This is a genomic window from Mesorhizobium sp. M6A.T.Ce.TU.002.03.1.1, assembly GCF_003997275.1.
Classification (GTDB): Bacteria; Pseudomonadota; Alphaproteobacteria; order Rhizobiales; family Rhizobiaceae; genus Mesorhizobium; species Mesorhizobium mediterraneum.
In genome coordinates this window covers 13,874-30,637 of sequence record NZ_RZTI01000035.1, presented here as the reverse complement: position 1 = coordinate 30,637, position 16,764 = coordinate 13,874, and the positions used below count along the sequence as shown (strand labels likewise).

The following is a 16,764-nucleotide window of genomic DNA, read 5'->3' as shown; positions in this document are numbered from 1 at the left end:
GGGCATCTCCCCCTCAAGGGGGGAGATCGGATGTCGCGAAGGCTTTCGTCAATCTTCTATGTCGCAGGGAAAGCGCCGAGCCCGAAGCTGCCAATCTCCCCCCTTGAGGGGGAGATGCCCGGCAGGGCAGAGGGGGGTGCCTGGGCGCCGTCGTCGCAGGTTGGTCTCCTCTCATGACCGACTACAATAAGCTGATCGACGCCGAGACCTGGGCCTTCATCGAGCGGACCAATTCCTACTATCCGCCTGACACGATCGACTACACGATCGATCAGCAACGTGAAATCTACGACCGCATGTGCCGCGAGTTCTTTGCCGGCTACCCAGACAATGTCACGGCGGAGACCACCGCCATTGCCACGCCCTCGCATCCCATCCCGATCCGCATCTACCTGACGCCGGCGCCGGAAGCGGCGACGATGGTGCTCTATTTCCATGGCGGCGGTTTTATCCTCGGCGGGCTCGACAGCCATGACGACGTCTGTGCCGAGCTTTGCAGCCGCACCGGCTTTGAAGTGGTTTCGGTCGACTATCGGCTAGCGCCGGAACATCTTCATCCGGCTGCCTTCGACGATGCCATCAGCGCCTTCGAATGGGCGGCGACAACTTATAAGCGCGCGATCCTGCTTTGCGGCGACAGCGCCGGCGGCAATCTCTGCGCCTCCGTCAGCCACGCGACACGCGGCCATGCGCGAAGGCCGATCGGCCAGGTGCTGATCTATCCCGGTCTTGGCGGCGACCGCTCGCAAGGGTCCTACGTGGCCCATGCCGAAGCGCCGTTGCTGACGGTGCGCGACCTCGATTTCTACACGAATATCAGGACTGGCGGCGAGGGCCGCACCGGCGATCTCACTCTGTCGCCGCTGGCCGACGCCGATTTTGCCAATCTGCCGCCGACCGTGCTGATCACCGCGCAATGCGACCCGTTGTCGTCAGACGGCGAGGCCTATCGCGACCGCATCGTCGCGGCAGAGGGACACGCCTACTGGTTGGAGGAGCCGGGTCTGGTGCATGGCTATCTCAGAGCCAGGCATACGGTCGGCCGCGCCCGTTCGAGCTTCACCCGCATCGTCGACGCTGTGTCGGTTCTGGGACGCGGCGAATGGATCTGGTGAGGGTTCTACCCCACCGCCCGCGCGGCAGCCCGGCCGGCGCTGCGCCCGGAAAAAACGCAGCCCCCGAGAAACGTGCCTTCCAGCGCTGCATAGCCATGCATGCCGCCGCCGCCGAAACCGGCGGCTTCTCCGACGGCATAGAGCCCCTCGATCGGCTGGCCCTCGGCATCCAGCACGCGGCTGCCGAGATCGGTCTGCAAGCCGCCCAGCGTCTTGCGGGTCAATATGTTGAGCCTGACCGCGATCAGCGGGCCATTGGCAGGATCTAGCATCTTGTGCGGCCTGGCCGTGCGGATCAGCCGGTCGCCGAGATAGGCGCGAGCGCCGCGCAGGGCGGTGATCTGCATGTCCTTGGAGAACGGATTGTCGAGCTGCCGGTCACGGGCGCGGATTTCGCGCTCGACCTGGCGAAGCTCAAGCAGCGGCTCGCCACCGACAAGCGCGTTCATGCGGGCGACCAGCGCCGGCAAATCAGGCTCGACGATGAAATCCTCGCCCTTCTCCATGAATGCTTTCACCGGACCGGGAACGCCTGATGTGGCGCGGCCGAGCACCTGGCGCCAGCTCTTTCCGGTGAGATCGGGGTTCTGTTCGGAGCCCGAGAGCGCGAACTCCTTCTGAATGATTTTTTGGGTCAGGATGAACCAGGAATAGTCGAAGCCGGTGCCCATGATGTGGCTGAGCGTGCCCAGCGTGTCGAAGCCGGGATAGAGCGGCACCGGCAGGCGCTTGCCGCGGGCGTCGAGCCACAGCGATGACGGACCGGGCAGGATGCGGATGGCATGGTCGGTCCAGAGCGGCGCCCAGTTCTTGATGCCTTCGACATAGTGCCACATGCGGTCGCGGTTGATGATGCTGCCGCCGGCCGCCTCCGTGATGGCCAGCATGCGGCCGTCGACATGGTCAGGAACACCGCTGATCATGCGGCTGGGCGGCGTGCCCAGCCGCTGCGGCCAGTTTTTCCGGACAAGCTCGGGATTGCCGCCGATGCCGCCGGAAGCGACGATGACCGCTTGCGCCTTCAGCTCGAAATCGCCGGCGATGTCGCGCGAACTCTTGCGGCCGCGCTCGACGTCGCTCGGCGCCAACATGTCGCCGCGTACGCCGTCGACGACGCCGCCCGTCCTTGTCAGTTCATTGACGCGGTGGCGGAATCTGAAGCGTATCAGCCCGTGCTTCTCGGCCTCGCGCACGCGCTGAACGAACGGCTCGAGCACGCCGGGCCCGGTACCCCAGGTGACGTGGAAGCGGGGCACTGAATTGCCGTGGCCGACGGCGTTGCCGCCGCCGCGCTCCGCCCAGCCGACCACGGGAAAGAACTTTATGCCGCGCTGCATGAGCCAGGAGCGCTTTTCGCCGGCGGCGAAGCCGACATAGGCTTCGGCCCATCGGCGCGGCCAGAGATCTTCCGCACGGTCGAAGGCGGCGGTGCCCAGCCAATCCTCGAGCGCCAGATCATGCGAATCGCGGATGCGCATGCGCCGCTGTTCGGGCGAACCGACGAGGAAGATGCCGCCAAGTGACCAGAACGCCTGGCCGCCGAGCGACTGTTCCGGTTCCTGGTCGACGACGATGATCTTCTTGCCAGCCTCGACCAGTTCCGCCGCGGCGACGAGGCCGGCAAGGCCGGCGCCGACAATGATCACATCGGCATCGTCAGCCATTTTCTCCTCCCCGGCTTGACGAAATTGTCAGACCGTCTCCCAGCCTTCCTTCTCGCCGGCGCGGAAGATGGCGTCGATGACCTTCTGGTTGAGCACGGACTCTTCCAGCGTGAAGACGCGCTCCGTGCCGCCCTGTGCTGCCCGCGCGAAGGCCTCGACCTCCAGCCGGTACTGCTGCATGCCGGGGAAGCGGAACACTTGCGCCTCGCTGTGTTTCTGGTTGTGCAGCTCGATGCGATGATGATCGTAGATACCGGCGTTGAACGGCGAAAGCACCTCGATGAAGCCCTTCTCGCCGTGGAACACCATCACCTGCCGCGCCGCCATCTGCGTCGACAGATAGAACGACAGTTCGAAGTCGCCGAAATCGGCGCGGATCGAGGAGTAGATGTCGGTGCCGAACGTCTTGTCGCGCTCGATCGTCGCCTGGACGCGCAGCGGCTCCTTGCCCGTCGAAAAGCGCGTCGACACCGTCGGGTAGACGCCGATGTCGGGCAGCGCGCCGCCGCCGAGGTCGAGCTGGTTGCGCATGTTCTTGGGATCGACATTGTAGTAGGAGAACGCGCCCTGGACATGGCGCAGCCGGCCGATGGCGCCATTGGCGATCAGTTCGCGCACCTTGATCCATTGCGGGTGGTAGACGACCATGAAGGCTTCGCAGACCAGCACGTTTTTGGCATCGCGCAGCTTGATCAGCGGCGGAATGTCCCTGGCATCGAGCGCCAGCGGCTTTTCGACCAGAACATGCTTGCCGGCTTGAATGGCCTTCGCAGTCCATTCGACATGCTGCGCGGTAGGCAGCGGGATGTAGACGCCGTCGATGTCCTTGGATGCGAGCAGCTCGTCATAGGAGCCGAAGGCATGGGGCGCGCCGAAACGGTCGGCCAGGGCACGGGCTTTCGACAGGTCGCGGCTGGCGATCGCCGACAGCACGCCGTTCTCCGCCTCGACCATTGCGGGCAAAAGATGCTCACGGCCGATCTTGGCCGTCGACAAAACACCCCATCGGAACATCAGGCTTCTCCCTCTCGATTGCAGGACTGGAGGTTTGCCCTAATTCAGGAGAAAAGCCAATCAGACACTGGCTCGTCGATCCGCACTTTCGTCATCCTCGGGCTTGACCCGAGGATCCATGCCGCGACATCGCCGAGGAATGCGACGAAACAGAATTCTGAACCGTTGCAACGCTTTGATGTCCCGGCATGGATCCTGGGGTCTGCGCCGCGTCGCTTCGCTCCTTGCTCCGCCCCAGGATGACGAAGTGAGAGGTGTCTCTGCCAATCGCGAAAGTGAAGCTAGCTCCGCTTGCCGGTCAGTGTCATGTCGAAGTGGACGACGTTCGAATAGATCGGCGTGCCGACGTCCATGCCGTAGCGCGACCGCAGCACCTTGCCGGTGACATGGAATTTTATCGTGCCCGCCTTGAGGCCGCTAAGCTCGGCAGTGAACTTTTCCGGAAAAGTCTTGCCGCGCGCCGTCAGCCGGCCGGTGACAAGGGCTGACGTCTCGCCGGTGCGTTTCACGCTGGTCGAGCGGAACTGGATTTCCGGGTTGTTGGCGGCGTCGAACACCGCGTCGGAGCGAAGGAAGGCGTCGATGCGGCTCTGGCCGGTGCCGACGCTTTCGGGAAAGATGGTGATATTGACACGCGAGCGCCCGACATCGCTGTTGTCGATGCGGATGCTGCCCTTGAAACGGGCAAAGGCGCCGTCGAATCCGCCGCCACCGAGCTTGCCGATCGAGAAGCGAATGCTCGAACCGGCCGGGCTGATCGTGTAGCTGCCGGCGGCATCACCAAGGGTGACCGCCGCGAAAACAGGCATGGCAAGACAAGTGGCGACCGCCGCAAATCCGAGGATGCGCGCATACATGGATTTGATCCTTTTCTTGCAGGCAACGCGTTCTCCGCGCCTCACCCCGTGAACGAATGAACCGCTAGCTCTATTCCGCCTCGTGATTTGACGAAGGCCGGACCATGCGCGTCAGCACCGCGTCCTTCAGCCAGAAATGATGGCGCAGCGCCGCGGCGATATGCAGGGCGACAAGTCCGATGCCAGCATAAGCAAGATACCAATGCGTTGAGATCCAGAAGCTTTCCGCCGTGTCCGATTCCACGAGTGGCAGGTCCGGCATGACGAACAGGTTGAACGGCACGCTCGGTATCTCCAGCATCGACACTGATACCAGCGCCCAGCCGGACAGAGGCAGCGCAAGCTGAAACGCGTAGAGCGCGAAATGAACGAGCGCCGCCGCCCGGCGCTCGAAGCGTCCGACTGAGCGTGGCAGCGCCGGCACCGCATTGCCGAGCCGCCAGGCAATGCGCAGGATCACCAAGCCGAGCAGCAAGAAACCGAAAGATTTGTGCAGCTGGATCAGCTCGAAGGCGGTGCGCTGGCTGAACACCCGCATCATGACGAAGCCGAGCACGAACTGGCCGATGAAGATCGCGGCGATCAGCCAATGGAGGACGATCGCCGCCCAGCCATAGCGGGTGGTGTCGTTTGTGATCAATGCGGGCATGGGAAGTGAACGCCGGCGAGCCCGGCTTTCATCCGGCTATCTTGAAGAAATCGACAAAGGCCCTGAGCGCCGGCCGCATCTGGCGGCGGCTCGGATAGTAGACGAAAAAACCGTCGAAGGACGGGCACCAGTCCTCCAGCACGCGAATGAGTCGGCCGGTGGCCAACGCCTCGCGGACATAGTCCTCGAACAGGAAGGCAAGGCCGGCACCGTCGACTGCCGCATTGGCGACCAAATGATCCTCATCGAGGATCAGTGGCCCCTGCACCGCCATCTCGATCGCCTCGCCGTCCTTCTCGAACTCCCAGCGGTAGAGGATGCCGCTGGAGAAACGGAAACGGAGGCAACGATGACCTACGAGATCGTGCGGATGGCGCGGTCTGGGCATGGTCGCGAAATAGGATGGCGCGCCGACGACGGCGCCGCGAAGGTTTGGCCCGATGCGCACCGCGATCATGTCGCGCTGCAGGCTCTCACCGAGCCGTACGCCGGCGTCGAAGCCGCCTTCGACCACATCGGTGAAGCGATCCTCGATGACGATCTCCAGCACGACGTCCGGGTAGGCCGATGCAAAGGCGCCGAGCCGTGGCGTCAGCGCCAGATGGGCCGCGGTGCGCGGCACGGTGAGCCTGAGATTGCCGGCCGGCCGGTCGCGCGCCTCGACCGCCGATTCCAGTGCAAGGTCGATCTCCGACAGCGCAGGGCGCAGACGCTCCAGCAATTGCGCGCCCTCCTCCGTCGGGGCGACGCTGCGCGTGCTGCGCGCCAGCAGGCGAACGCCGAGCCGCGCTTCCAAGCTGGAAACTGCGTGGCTGACCGCCGATGGAGCGATGGCCAGCTCCCTGGCCGCACCGCGAAAGCTGCCGCATTGGGCGACGGTTGCCAACACGGCGAGTTGGGAAAGATAGGTTCGGTTCATTGATCTATTCTTTAGAACAACCCGTGCGAATGAGAGCCGATTATCGAACGCGATGCAAGACGCTATTTCCGTCGCATCACAACAAGGAGACGCGTGATGCAAACCCGCAAGCTTGGAAATGAACTTGACGTCTATCCGGTCGGCCTCGGCTGCATGGGGATGAGCTTCGTCTATGGCGGTCAGCCTGAGGCCGACGCGATCGCCACGCTGCGCCGCGCCGTGGAGATCGGCGTCAATTTCTTCGACACAGCCGAAGTCTATGGCCCCTACGAGAACGAGACCCTGCTCGGCAAAGCGTTGAAGCCGGTGCGCGATCAGGTGACGATCGCGACAAAATTCGGCTTCAAGATTCTTGAGGAAGGCAACGGCGTCGAGCGCATGGCTGGCGTCGACAGCCGTCCCGAACACGTCAAGGCGGTCGCCGAAGCCTCATTGAAGCGGCTGGGCGTCGAGGTGATCGATCTCTACTACCAGCATCGTGTCGATCCCAACGTGCCGATCGAGGATACGGTCGGCGCCATGGCCGAGCTGGTGCGCGAGGGCAAGGTGCGCGCGCTCGGCCTGTCGGAGGCTAGCGCGGCGACCATTCGCCGGGCGCATGCCGTGCATCCGATATCAGCCGTGCAGAGCGAATACTCGCTGTGGAGCCGCGATCCGGAAGAAGAGGTGTTTGCCGTCTGCCGCGAGCTCGGCATCGGCTTTGTCCCATACAGCCCGCTCGGCCGCGGCCTGCTGACCGGCACGATCGCCAAGCCCGAAGCCCTCGGCGCCGACGACTGGCGCCTCACCCTGCCGCGCTTCCAGGCCGACGCCATGGCCGCCAATGCGGCTGTAATCGCCACGCTGGAGACAATGGCGGCGGAGAAGGGCGTGACGCCGGCGCAACTGGCGCTCGCCTGGGTGCTGCATCAGGGCGATTTCATCGTGCCGATCCCTGGAGCGCGAAAAATCCGCCATCTGGAGCAGAACGCGGCAGCGGCACAGATCGCGCTGAGCCAAGCCGAGGTGGCGGCCATCGGCGACGCCCTTTCGCCGGAAAAGGTGGTCGGCAAGCGCTACACCGAAGCGGCGCTGGCGCTGGTCAACGGATAAACGGCGGGCTGGATGAAAATTCGAAGGGGGCCTTCGGCTTGGGCTATCGCTCCAGGCTTGAGTTCGCCCCCCCCTCATCCGGGGCGAGCCGCTTGTCTCGCCGCCGTCCAGCCTCGCGCGGCTCTTCCCTTCTCCCCTTGTGGGAGAAGGTGTCGCCGAAGGCGACGGATGAGGGGTGCTCCAGCTTGGCACCGCCGCACTCCGTCCAACACCCCTCATCCGTCTTGGCGCTGCGCGCCAATCCACCTTCTCCCACAAGGGGAGAAGGCAAAAGCCGGCGCGGCGCCCCTTCTTGTTTCCAAATTTATGCTCGCAGCACGCCGCCGGTCTGCTTGTGCACATTCTCGACGATGCGCTTTGCCAATGTCTCGAAATCCTCATCGGTCAGCGTTTTTTCGACCGGCTGGATCGACACCTCGATGGCGATCGATTTCTTGGCAGCACCGAGCGACGCCCCTTCGAACACGTCGAAGACCGAGACATTGGTGATCAGCTTCTTGTCGGCGGCAAGGGCGGCGCGGGTCAGCGTGGCGGCTTCGACCGATTTGTCGACGACAAAGGCGAAATCGCGCTTGACCGCCTGGAAGGCGGACAGCTCCAGCTTCGGCTTTGTCCGCGTCGGCTTAGCCTTCGGCTCGGGCACGGCGTCGACGAAAACCTCGAAGCCGCAAAGCGGGCCGGAGACATCCAGCCCCTCCAGCGTCTTCGGATGGAATTCGCCGAATGTCCCCAAAATGACTTTAGGCCCGAGCTTGATCGTGCCGGAACGGCCGGGATGATACCAGGCCGGCCCGCCGGCCTCGATCTGCAGCCGCTCGACCGGCGCGCCGCAGGCTTCGAGCGCGGCGATCGCGTCGGCCTTGGCGTCGAACACACCGACCGGACCCGAATTGCCGGCCCAATTGCGGCCGGAGCCGTCGAGCTTGGCGGTGCCGCGCCGCACGCCGGCGGCGACGCGCCGCTGCTGGTCGGCCGCATCGCCCTCATAGGTGCCCGACACCTCGAACAGCGCGACATCGCCGATGCCCTTGTCGGCATTGCGCTGGGCGGCGGCGATCAGGCCCGGCAGCAGCGACGGCCGCATGTCCGACATGTCGGCGGCGATCGGATTTGCGAGCTTGAGCGCCGTCTGGCCGCCGCCGAACAGTTCGGCATGTTTTGTCGGAATGAACGACCAGGTGACGGCCTCCATCATGCCGCGCACCGCCAGCGCCCGCTTGGCGGCGCGGGTGCGGATCTGCAGCACGGTCAGGATCTTGGCGTTGACGGCATCATGGGCGCCGAGCGGCTGCGGCGCGATATTGTCGACGCCATGGATGCGCATGACCTCTTCGACCAGGTCGGCCTTGCCGTCGACATCCGGCCGCCAGGACGGGACCGCCACATTGACGACATCGCCCGCGCCTTCCGGCTTGAAGCCGAGGCTGGTCAGGATGCCGAGGCTCTCGTCCCTCGGCACCTCGATGCCGGTCAGCCGCTTCACTTCCGACAGCGGGAAGGAAACGATCTTCTCGACATGGCCGGCATAGCCGACGACTTCGGTTTCGGTCGGCGTGCCGCCCAAGAAATCCAGCAGCAGTCTGGTCGCCAGCTCCACGCCGGGCACCATGAATTCAGGGTCGACGCCGCGCTCGAAGCGGTAGCGCGCGTCGCTGATGATGCCGAGCGTCCTGCCGGTGCGGGCGGTGGTGATCGGGTCCCAAAGTGCCGATTCGATCAGCACGTCAGTGGTGTTCTCGTCGCAGCCGGAATGCTCGCCGCCCATTATGCCGGCGATCGACTCGACGCCGTCCTGGTCTGCTATCACGCACATATCAGGCGTCAGCGTGTATTCGCGGCCGTCGAGCGCCAGCACCTTTTCGCCGTCGCGCGCACGGCGCACGACCAGGTTGCCGGCGACCTTGTTCGCGTCGAACACATGCAAGGGCCGGCCGCGGTCGAAGGTGACGTAATTGGTGATGTCGACCAGCGCGCTGATTGGCCTCAGACCAATGGCGATCAGCCTTTGCTGCAGCCATTTCGGCGACGGGCCGTTTTTCACACCGCGCACCAGGCGCAGCGCAAAACCGGGGCAGAGCTCCGGCGCCTCGATCGTCACCTTGACCGGCATCTCGCCCTTGCCGGGGATCGCCTCGACCGGCGCTGCCTTCAGCGTGCCGAGCCCGCTTGCCGCGAGATCCCTGGCAATGCCGTACACGCTGGTCGCATCCGGCCGGTTCGGCGTCAGGTTGATCTCAATCAGCGGATCGTCGAGATGCGCATAGGCGGCGTAGCTGGTGCCGACCGGCGCATCTTCGGGCAGATCGATGATGCCGTCATGCTCGTCAGAAAGCTCGAGCTCGCGCTCGGAGCACATCATGCCATGACTTTCGACGCCGCGGATCTTGCCGACCGTCAGCGTCACGTCGATGCCGGGAACATAGGTGCCGGGCGCTGCAAAGGCGCCGATCAGGCCCGCGCGGGCGTTCGGCGCTCCACAGACAACCTGCACCGGCGGCTTGCCGTCGCCGGTGTCGACGGTCAGCACGCGCAGCCGGTCGGCGTCGGGATGCTGCACCGCCGTCAGCACCTTGGCGATGACGAAGGGTTTCAGGCTCGCCTTGTCGTCGACATGCTCGACTTCGAGGCCGATCGAGGTCAGCCGCTCGACGATCTCGGCCAGCGAGGCGTCGGTCTCGAGATGATCCTTGAGCCAGGAGAGAGTGAATTTCATGACTGTGTTCCGTCTGGTCTTTGCCCGTCAGGCCTGGGCACGCTGGTCTTCAGATGGCGCGGCAAGTCGTCCGGCATGTGCACGAAGGGAAGCTGCTCGCGCACATGGGCGTGATGCGTCGGCTTGAAATAGGCCGGCACGTCCATGGCGCCGAGCATGAAATAGATGTGGTCAGCCAGCCGCTCGTCGACATAGGCGATCGGCGAGCCGCAGACACCGCAAAAGGAGCGCGTAACCGACCCGTTCTCGAACATCTTCAGCGCCTTGCCCGTAAAGGCGACCTGCTCGGTCGGGAACCCGACAAAGGCCGACACCGGCGCGCCGCTGGCCCGCCGGCAATCGCCGCAATGGCAATAGCTGACATGGTGCGGTTCGGCCGAAGCCTCGAACCGCACGGCGCCGCAGCGGCAGCCGCCGGTGTGGGCCGCTGTCATGCGCTCAAGCCTGCGAATAGCGTCGGCATGTCGAGCGGCCGGAAGCCGTAATGCGACAGCCAGCGCACATCGGCGTCGAAGAAGGCGCGCAGGTCCGGCATGCCGTATTTCAGCATGGCGATGCGATCGATGCCCATGCCCCAGGCAAAGCCCTGGTACTCGTCGGGATCGAGCCCGCCATATCTCAGCACATTGGGGTGAACCATGCCGCAGCCGAGGATCTCCATCCAGTCGGAGCCTTCGCCGAAGCGCACCTCGCCCGGCCGCGAACGGTCGCACTGGATGTCGACCTCCATGCTGGGTTCGGTGAACGGGAAGAAGGACGGCCGGAAGCGCATCTTGACCTGTGGCACCTCGAAGAAGGCCTTGCAGAACTCCTCCAGCACCCATTTCATGTTGGCGACATTGGCCGTCTTGTCGATCACCAGCCCCTCGACCTGATGGAACATCGGCGAATGGGTGGCATCGGAATCCTGCCGGTAGGTTTTTCCGGGAATGACGATGCGGATCGGCGGCTTCTGCACCTCCATGGTGCGGATCTGCACCGGCGAGGTGTGGGTGCGCAAAAGCTTGCGCTCGCCCCTCTCGTCCGGCTGGAAGAAGAAGGTGTCGTGCATCTCGCGCGCCGGATGCCCTTCCGGGAAGTTCAGCGCGGTGAAATTGTAGTAATCGGTCTCGATATCGGGACCTTCGGCTATGGCGAAACCGAGGTCACCGAAGATGGCGGCGATCTCGTCGCTGACCTGGCTGATCGGATGGATACGACCGCGCTCGGCCGGCGATTGCCGCACCGGCAGCGTCACATCGACCTTTTCCGCCGCGAGCCTGGCAGAGATCGCCACATCCTTCAGCTCGGCACGGCGCGCGGTAAGCGCCTCGGTGATGCGGTTCTTGAGGCCGTTGATAGCCGGGCCGTTTATCTGGCGCTCTTCTGCGCTCATCGAGCCGAGCGTCTTCAGCATTTCTGAGACCGAGCCCTTCTTGCCGAGCGCTGAAACACGCACGGCTTCGATCGCCTGCTCGTCGGTGGCCGACGCAATGTCGGTCATCAGGGAATTTTCGAGAGTTTCCATATCACTCATGTTTCAGACTCGATTGGAAGCAAAGAAAACCCGCGCCAGCCGTGCCAGCGCGGGTTCCCCAAAATCAGAATTGCGAATGCTTGGGAAGCGCTGGCTTAGGCGACAGCGCTTTCAAAAGCGTTCGGCGTGGTGTTCTTGAGGTATTCGAGCGCGACCTTCGCCTTAGCCACAAGTGCGGCAAATGCCTGCGGCTCGTGGATGGCCATATCCGACAGGATCTTGCGGTCGATCTCGATGCCGGCCTTGTTGAGGCCGTCGATGAAGCGGCCATAGGTCAGGCCATGCTCGTGGGTCGCGGCATTGATGCGCTGGATCCACAGAGCGCGGAACGAACGCTTGCGGTTCTTGCGGTCGCGGTAGGCATACTGCAGCGACTTTTCCACCGCCTGCTTGGCGATGCGGATGGTGTTCTTGCGACGGCCGTAGAAACCCTTGGCGGCTTTCAGGACCTTCTTGTGCTTGGCGTGCGAGGTGACGCCTCTTTTTACGCGTGCCATGTCATGATCTCCTTAAAACGCTGTCCAGACCGAATGCCTTAGAGGCCGTTCGGCAGAAAATTCTTGATGACCTTCTTGCCATCCGGTTCAGCCAGAACCATCGTGCCGCGGGCATTTCGAATGAACTTGTTGGAACGCTTGATCATGCCGTGACGCTTGCCGGCCGCAGCCGACAGGACTTTACCCGTACCTGTGATCTTGAACCGCTTCTTGGCGGCTGACTTGGTCTTCATCTTGGGCATTTTGCTACTCCGTTTATATGCGCATCATCGCGCTTTTTGTTCGCTTCAGGCCGACCAAAGCCCGAAAAGCAAATGAAACCGCCACGGCATGCCCTGCCGGGCGGTTTTTGGGAACGGCGGTCCTATACGTCAAAGCGGGCCGGCGCGCAACACCCAGTGCTCAGCAACACCAGCGCTCATGGGAAACGGAACAGCACCGGCAGTATGCCCGACTGTTGGGCGCCGTCGATCAATTCGAAAAACGGCAAGGCAACGAGGAACACCAATCCGTCCAGCAGCGTCGTGCGCAGCAGGCGCGGCTTGAAGCTGCCGGTGTCGCCTTCCTGATACAGCGAAAGCTTCGGGAAGAAGCGCGGCACCCGCGCCACATAGGCCTGGAATGGAGTGCCGAGGGCTTCCTTCAGGAACTTCTCCTCGCGCAGGATGACGACATGAAAGGCGGCGGCGCAAATCACCGCGAAGCCTACCGTCGCGGTGATCGAGCCCATCTGCGCGCCGACGCCGGCGGCAGCCATCGAGGAGAAGACATAGAGCGGATTGCGGGTAATCGAATAGGGTCCGCCGGTGACCACCTCGGAGGATTTGCGTCCGCCGATATAGAGCGTCGACCACAAGCGCCCGACAATGCCGAGAAAGATCAGCAGGATGCCGACCATTTCGATCGTTTCGTGCGGCACGCTTTCGGGAGGAAAGGCAGATTGGCCGAACAGCAGCGCCACGAACATGACGAGCACGAGCACGGCAAGCACCATCCTGCGCGCGTGCTGGTAGCTGCCCAGCGCACGCCTGGCCTGCACTTGTTCGGCCTGCGCCGATTTAACTTCATTGAGCATGTCGGGAATCCGATCGTCGAGGAACTTTGCCGGCGATCGCAGCGTCTGGCTAAGAAAACAGGCGCCCCGCCGATCGCCGGGACGCCTTTGCAGGATAATTCAGGCGTATTTAATGCATGTCGCCTCTTTTGCCGGCATCCGCAGCTCAATACAGCCAGAAGAGGACGGGAATTACACCGCTTTCCTGTCCGGACTCGATGAGTTCGAAAAACGGTATGGCAGCCAGGAAAATCAAGCCGTCGCGCAGCGTGTGATTGAAGACGCGCGGTGTGAAGGTGACCTTAGCCTGATCGCGAAAAAGCCGGGGATTGGGAAAAAACCGCGGCACCCGGGCGAGGTAGTCCTTGTACGGCGCCCCGAGCACGGTCGTCAAATGCCGTTCCTCGCGCAGCGTGACGATGTAGAACGCGGCCGCGCACAAAACCGCCGACGCCACCGAGACGATCACGCTGCCGGTCTGGGCGCCGATGCCGGCGGCCGCTACGGTAGAGAAAAAATACAAGGGGTTGCGCATCACCGAATATGGGCCGGTAGCAACCACTTCGGCCGACTTGCGATCGCCGATATAGAGGATCGACCAGAGCCGGCCGCCGATCCCGATCAGTATCAGGGCGACGCCGTACTGCCCCTCTATGCGTTCGTGGCCAAGCTCATCGTGCGCGGAGCCGCCGAAGATCAGCAAAGCGCAAAAAACGCCAACCAGCAGCGCCAGCAGGATGCGCCGGCGCCGCTGATAGCGGCCCATTTCGTCGAACGACTTTTCGATCGGAGAACGTGCCGCAGCGGCCATGGAACAATCCTTTGCCGCGAGGACCGGCAACCAGGTTCCTTGTCGATGCAACTTGCGGAGAAATCATGGGCAACTTGCGGAGAAATCATGGCGAAGACAAAAACAAAAACAAAAGGCCGCCGAAGCGGCCTTTGCTTTGACGGAATCGCTTTTAGCGGGGTGCCAGCACCATCATCATCTGGCGGCCTTCGAGCTTCGGTTCGGCTTCGACCTTGGCGATCGGCGCCACTTCCTCGCGAACCTTGTTCAGAAGCTGCATGCCGAGTTCCATATGCGCCATCTCGCGGCCGCGAAAGCGCAATGTCAGCTTGACCTTGTCACCTTCTTCGAAAAACCGCCGGACGGCTTTCATCTTGGTCTCGTAGTCATGACTGTCGATGTTGGGGCGCATCTTGATCTCCTTGATCTCGATGACCTTCTGGTTCTTGCGCGCCTCGGCCGCCTTCTTCTGGTTGGCGTATTTCAGCTTGCCGAGATCGAGGATTTTTACGACGGGCGGCACCGCGTTGGGCGATATCTCGACCAGATCGAGCCCAGCCTCTTCGGCGAGCAACAATGCGTCGTTGATGGAGACATCGCCGTGGTTCTGGCCTTCGGCGTCGATAAGCTGGACCCGGGGGACCCGGATGTCACGGTTGGAGCGCGGGCCCTCCTTGGTGGGCGCCGTTGCTTTGAAAGGTCTGCGAATGGTCGTGGTCTCCTTGAGCCGTTTCGTTCAGGATTTTCAGTTCAGATTTGTGAACGCGCCAATGTGGTGAGCGCGCGGCCGGAGTCAATAGCACAGCGTTCACAGGAAATCACCTGTTCCCTGACCGCAGCCTGCACCAAACGAAGAAACTTGCCGAGCGCTTTTCGTTGAACCGCCAGCCGTGCCAAAAGACCTGCCTGAGGAGTTAGCCATGACCGCACCGATTTTTCTCGACGTCGACGGAACCAGCATCGCTGTCAGGCGCGCTGCGGGTGCTGCACCAGGCATTGTCTGGCTCGGCGGCTACAAGTCGGACATGCTGGGCACCAAGGCCGAAAAGCTGTCGGAATGGGCGAGCGGGCAAGGTCGTGCTTTCCTGCGCCATGATTATTCCGGCCATGGCGAATCGGATGGCGCCTTTGCCGACGGCACCATCTCGAAATGGCTTTCGCAGAGCCTCGCTGTCTTCCGCCATTTCACGCAAGGCAGACAAATCCTGGTCGGCTCGTCGATGGGCGCATGGATCGCGCTGCGCATGGTTCAGGAATCGCACAAGGCAGGCGAGAACCGCATCGCCGGCCTGGTGCTTCTGGCTCCGGCGCCGGATTTCACCGCCGAGCTGGTCGAGCCGGCGCTGACCAAAGCGCAGAAGCGAGACCTTGCCAAAAAGGGTTTTTTCGAGGAGCCGTCGAACTATTCGGCCGAGCCTTACGTCTACACCCGAGCGCTGATCGAGGACGGCCGCAACAACCTGACAATGACCGGGCCAATCGACACCCATTGCCCCGTCCACATATTGCAAGGGCTGGCCGATGCCGACGTGCCGTCGAGCCATGCGCTGAAACTGGTCGGCCTTCTGCCGGCCGACGACGTCACGCTGTCGCTGATCCCCGACGGCGATCACCGCCTGTCGCGGCCGCAGGACCTCGACATGCTGGTACGTGCGGTCGACGCCATGGTGCGGCAGGCGGGGTAGAGACATGCGCATTTCCATTCCGGTATCCGCCTTCGTCGCGGCGATCGTCGGCTTCGGCGGCACGCTGGCCATCGTCATCGCCGCCGCCAAGGCGGTCGGCGCGACGCAGGTCGAAACCGCGAGCTGGGTGACGGCGATCTGCCTCGCCATGGCGATCGAGAGCCTGTGGTTGTCATGGCGCACCAGGATGCCGGTCATCGCGGCATGGTCGACGCCGGGGGTGGCGCTGATCGCGGCATCGAGCGGCTTTTCAATCGGCGAGGCTGTCGGCGCCTTCATCGTCACCGGGATTTTGCTGATCGCCACGGGCCTGTTCAGGCCTTTGACCAAGCTGATCGCCAGGATACCGGCCTCGGTCGCGTCGGGAATGCTTGCCGGCATCGTCGTCACCTTCGCCATCAACGCGGTGAAGGCCATTCCCGCCGACCCGTGGCTGATCCTGCCGCTGATCGCCGCCTTCTTCGTCATCCGCCTGTTCAATCCCGCGCTCTCGGTGCTGGCGGTGCTGATCGGCGGCGGCGCTGCCGCCTTCCTCACCGGCCGGGTCGGTGGCCTGCCGACGCCGGAGCTTTCGACTTTGACGCTGATTGCGCCGCAGTTCACCGTCACGGCGATCATCGGCCTGGCGCTGCCGCTTTATCTGGTCACCATGGCCTCGCAGAACCTGTCCGGCCTCGCCGTGCTGAGGGCCGCGGGCTACCACCCAGACCCCGGCCCGCTGATCGGCGTCACCGGCCTGCTTTCGCTGCTGTCGGCGCCATTCGGGGCCTCGACCACCAATCTGGCGGCGATCTCAGCGGCGATCTGCACCGGCCCCGACGTGCATCCTGATCCGGGCGAGCGCTGGAAGACTGGTCCCTTCTACGCGCTTGCCTATCTCGTCTTCGCGATTTTCGGCGCCTCGCTGGTGGCGATCTTCGCCGTGCTGCCGCAGAGCCTGATCGTGCTGGTTGCCGGGCTGGCGCTGATGGCACCGCTCGCCAACGCGCTGTCGATCGCCTTGAAGGAAGACGGCGAGCGCATGGCCGCCACCGTCACTTTTGTCGTCACCGCCTCGGGGCTGACGCTGTTCGGCGTCGGCGCGGCGTTCTGGGGCCTGATTGCGGGCCTGGTCATCCTTTTCCTTGAAACTCTCAAAAAGCGACAATCATTTCAGCTGCTTGTCCGGTTTTGGCTGACACTGTCTTGAATCGCCGTTT

The 16,764-nt window shown here is 63.4% G+C and carries 17 protein-coding genes; 4 read left to right on the top strand and 13 right to left on the bottom strand.

Going from position 1 to position 16,764, the window contains the following annotated elements:
* The first annotated feature begins 173 nt into the window (after nucleotides 1–173).
* Entirely contained in the window at nucleotides 174–1,115 is a 942-nt protein-coding gene (locus tag EOC93_RS13555) for an alpha/beta hydrolase (RefSeq protein ID WP_127204863.1), read from the top strand.
* A 5-nt stretch (nucleotides 1,116–1,120) separates the two neighbouring features.
* Here the strand turns inward: EOC93_RS13555 and EOC93_RS13550 are convergent, their stop codons facing one another.
* The 5 genes from EOC93_RS13550 to EOC93_RS13530 form a co-directional block, all read right to left on the bottom strand.
* Nucleotides 1,121–2,779, bottom strand: a complete 1,659-nt coding sequence (locus EOC93_RS13550) for an FAD-binding dehydrogenase (protein ID WP_127204862.1) — start codon at nucleotides 2,777–2,779, stop codon at nucleotides 1,121–1,123.
* Nucleotides 2,780–2,806: 27 nt separating this feature from the next.
* Complete coding sequence (locus EOC93_RS13545; protein ID WP_095484442.1) at nucleotides 2,807–3,793, bottom strand: Gfo/Idh/MocA family oxidoreductase; 987 nt, start codon at nucleotides 3,791–3,793, stop codon at nucleotides 2,807–2,809.
* Nucleotides 3,794–4,074: 281 nt separating this feature from the next.
* A complete protein-coding gene (locus tag EOC93_RS13540) occupies nucleotides 4,075–4,650 on the bottom strand; it encodes a YceI family protein (RefSeq protein WP_095484443.1) in 576 nt (191 codons plus the stop codon).
* Nucleotides 4,651–4,720: 70 nt separating this feature from the next.
* Nucleotides 4,721–5,299, bottom strand: a complete 579-nt coding sequence (locus EOC93_RS13535; RefSeq protein WP_127204861.1) for a cytochrome b — start codon at nucleotides 5,297–5,299, stop codon at nucleotides 4,721–4,723.
* A 28-nt stretch (nucleotides 5,300–5,327) separates the two neighbouring features.
* A complete protein-coding gene (locus EOC93_RS13530; RefSeq protein WP_127204860.1) occupies nucleotides 5,328–6,218 on the bottom strand; it encodes a LysR family transcriptional regulator in 891 nt (296 codons plus the stop codon).
* Nucleotides 6,219–6,314: 96 nt separating this feature from the next.
* Here EOC93_RS13530 and EOC93_RS13525 point away from each other — a divergent pair, with 96 nt between their 5' ends.
* Nucleotides 6,315–7,310 carry an aldo/keto reductase gene (locus EOC93_RS13525; RefSeq protein ID WP_127204859.1) on the top strand — a complete coding sequence of 332 codons (996 nt, stop codon included), beginning with the start codon at nucleotides 6,315–6,317 and terminating at the stop codon, nucleotides 7,308–7,310.
* Between the two features lie 304 nt (nucleotides 7,311–7,614).
* Here the strand turns inward: EOC93_RS13525 and pheT are convergent, their stop codons facing one another.
* From pheT to infC, 8 genes are all read right to left on the bottom strand, one after another.
* Complete coding sequence (gene pheT, locus EOC93_RS13520; protein WP_127204858.1) at nucleotides 7,615–10,023, bottom strand: phenylalanine--tRNA ligase subunit beta; 2,409 nt, start codon at nucleotides 10,021–10,023, stop codon at nucleotides 7,615–7,617.
* Complete coding sequence (locus EOC93_RS13515; protein WP_127204857.1) at nucleotides 10,020–10,457, bottom strand: GFA family protein; 438 nt, start codon at nucleotides 10,455–10,457, stop codon at nucleotides 10,020–10,022. Before EOC93_RS13515 ends, pheT begins: the two co-directional genes overlap by 4 nt.
* Nucleotides 10,454–11,539 (bottom strand): phenylalanine--tRNA ligase subunit alpha, encoded by a 1,086-nt coding sequence (gene pheS, locus EOC93_RS13510; RefSeq protein ID WP_127204856.1) that lies wholly within the window; start codon nucleotides 11,537–11,539, stop codon nucleotides 10,454–10,456. The genes EOC93_RS13515 and pheS overlap by 4 nt, the downstream gene beginning before the upstream one ends.
* Nucleotides 11,540–11,634: 95 nt before the next feature.
* Complete coding sequence (gene rplT, locus EOC93_RS13505; RefSeq protein WP_006201247.1) at nucleotides 11,635–12,036, bottom strand: 50S ribosomal protein L20; 402 nt, start codon at nucleotides 12,034–12,036, stop codon at nucleotides 11,635–11,637.
* 38 nt (nucleotides 12,037–12,074) lie between these two features.
* Nucleotides 12,075–12,278 (bottom strand): 50S ribosomal protein L35, encoded by a 204-nt coding sequence (rpmI, locus tag EOC93_RS13500; protein ID WP_006201248.1) that lies wholly within the window; start codon nucleotides 12,276–12,278, stop codon nucleotides 12,075–12,077.
* Between the two features lie 176 nt (nucleotides 12,279–12,454).
* Nucleotides 12,455–13,111: an isoprenylcysteine carboxylmethyltransferase family protein gene (locus EOC93_RS13495; RefSeq protein ID WP_095484451.1), complete on the bottom strand. Its 657-nt coding sequence runs from the start codon at nucleotides 13,109–13,111 to the stop codon at nucleotides 12,455–12,457.
* 145 nt (nucleotides 13,112–13,256) lie between these two features.
* The gene (locus EOC93_RS13490; RefSeq protein WP_127204855.1) at nucleotides 13,257–13,901 is read right to left on the bottom strand and encodes an isoprenylcysteine carboxylmethyltransferase family protein; all 645 of its coding nucleotides are present in this window, start codon (nucleotides 13,899–13,901) and stop codon (nucleotides 13,257–13,259) included.
* A 151-nt stretch (nucleotides 13,902–14,052) separates the two neighbouring features.
* Nucleotides 14,053–14,589, bottom strand: a complete 537-nt coding sequence (gene infC / locus EOC93_RS13485; RefSeq protein WP_095484453.1) for a translation initiation factor IF-3 — start codon at nucleotides 14,587–14,589, stop codon at nucleotides 14,053–14,055.
* Between the two features lie 211 nt (nucleotides 14,590–14,800).
* On the opposite strand from infC, the gene EOC93_RS13480 reads away from it, so the two are divergent.
* Together EOC93_RS13480 and EOC93_RS13475 are read left to right on the top strand one after the other, a co-directional pair.
* The gene (locus tag EOC93_RS13480) at nucleotides 14,801–15,565 is read left to right on the top strand and encodes an alpha/beta hydrolase (protein ID WP_127204854.1); all 765 of its coding nucleotides are present in this window, start codon (nucleotides 14,801–14,803) and stop codon (nucleotides 15,563–15,565) included.
* 4 nt (nucleotides 15,566–15,569) lie between these two features.
* The gene (locus EOC93_RS13475) at nucleotides 15,570–16,754 is read left to right on the top strand and encodes a benzoate/H(+) symporter BenE family transporter (protein ID WP_127204853.1); all 1,185 of its coding nucleotides are present in this window, start codon (nucleotides 15,570–15,572) and stop codon (nucleotides 16,752–16,754) included.
* Nucleotides 16,755–16,764: the final 10 nt, after the last annotated feature.

Excerpts from the sequence above, each read along its gene's own strand:
- EOC93_RS13525 (WP_127204859.1), top strand. The coding sequence starts at position 6,315 with ATGCAAACCCGCAAGCTTGGAAATGAACTTGACGTCTATCCGGTCGGC.
- EOC93_RS13555 (WP_127204863.1), top strand. The coding sequence starts at position 174 with ATGACCGACTACAATAAGCTGATCGACGCCGAGACCTGGGCCTTCATC.
- EOC93_RS13480 (WP_127204854.1), top strand. The coding sequence starts at position 14,801 with ATGACCGCACCGATTTTTCTCGACGTCGACGGAACCAGCATCGCTGTC.
- EOC93_RS13475 (WP_127204853.1), top strand. The coding sequence starts at position 15,570 with ATGCGCATTTCCATTCCGGTATCCGCCTTCGTCGCGGCGATCGTCGGC.
- EOC93_RS13495 (WP_095484451.1), bottom strand. The coding sequence starts at position 13,111 with ATGCTCAATGAAGTTAAATCGGCGCAGGCCGAACAAGTGCAGGCCAGG.
- pheS (WP_127204856.1), bottom strand. The coding sequence starts at position 11,539 with ATGAGTGATATGGAAACTCTCGAAAATTCCCTGATGACCGACATTGCG.
- pheT (WP_127204858.1), bottom strand. The coding sequence starts at position 10,023 with ATGAAATTCACTCTCTCCTGGCTCAAGGATCATCTCGAGACCGACGCC.
- EOC93_RS13545 (WP_095484442.1), bottom strand. The coding sequence starts at position 3,793 with ATGTTCCGATGGGGTGTTTTGTCGACGGCCAAGATCGGCCGTGAGCAT.
- EOC93_RS13535 (WP_127204861.1), bottom strand. The coding sequence starts at position 5,299 with ATGCCCGCATTGATCACAAACGACACCACCCGCTATGGCTGGGCGGCG.
- EOC93_RS13540 (WP_095484443.1), bottom strand. The coding sequence starts at position 4,650 with ATGTATGCGCGCATCCTCGGATTTGCGGCGGTCGCCACTTGTCTTGCC.
- rplT (WP_006201247.1), bottom strand. The coding sequence starts at position 12,036 with ATGGCACGCGTAAAAAGAGGCGTCACCTCGCACGCCAAGCACAAGAAG.
- EOC93_RS13515 (WP_127204857.1), bottom strand. The coding sequence starts at position 10,457 with ATGACAGCGGCCCACACCGGCGGCTGCCGCTGCGGCGCCGTGCGGTTC.
- EOC93_RS13530 (WP_127204860.1), bottom strand. The coding sequence starts at position 6,218 with ATGAACCGAACCTATCTTTCCCAACTCGCCGTGTTGGCAACCGTCGCC.
- EOC93_RS13550 (WP_127204862.1), bottom strand. The coding sequence starts at position 2,779 with ATGGCTGACGATGCCGATGTGATCATTGTCGGCGCCGGCCTTGCCGGC.
- EOC93_RS13490 (WP_127204855.1), bottom strand. The coding sequence starts at position 13,901 with ATGGCCGCTGCGGCACGTTCTCCGATCGAAAAGTCGTTCGACGAAATG.
- rpmI (WP_006201248.1), bottom strand. The coding sequence starts at position 12,278 with ATGCCCAAGATGAAGACCAAGTCAGCCGCCAAGAAGCGGTTCAAGATC.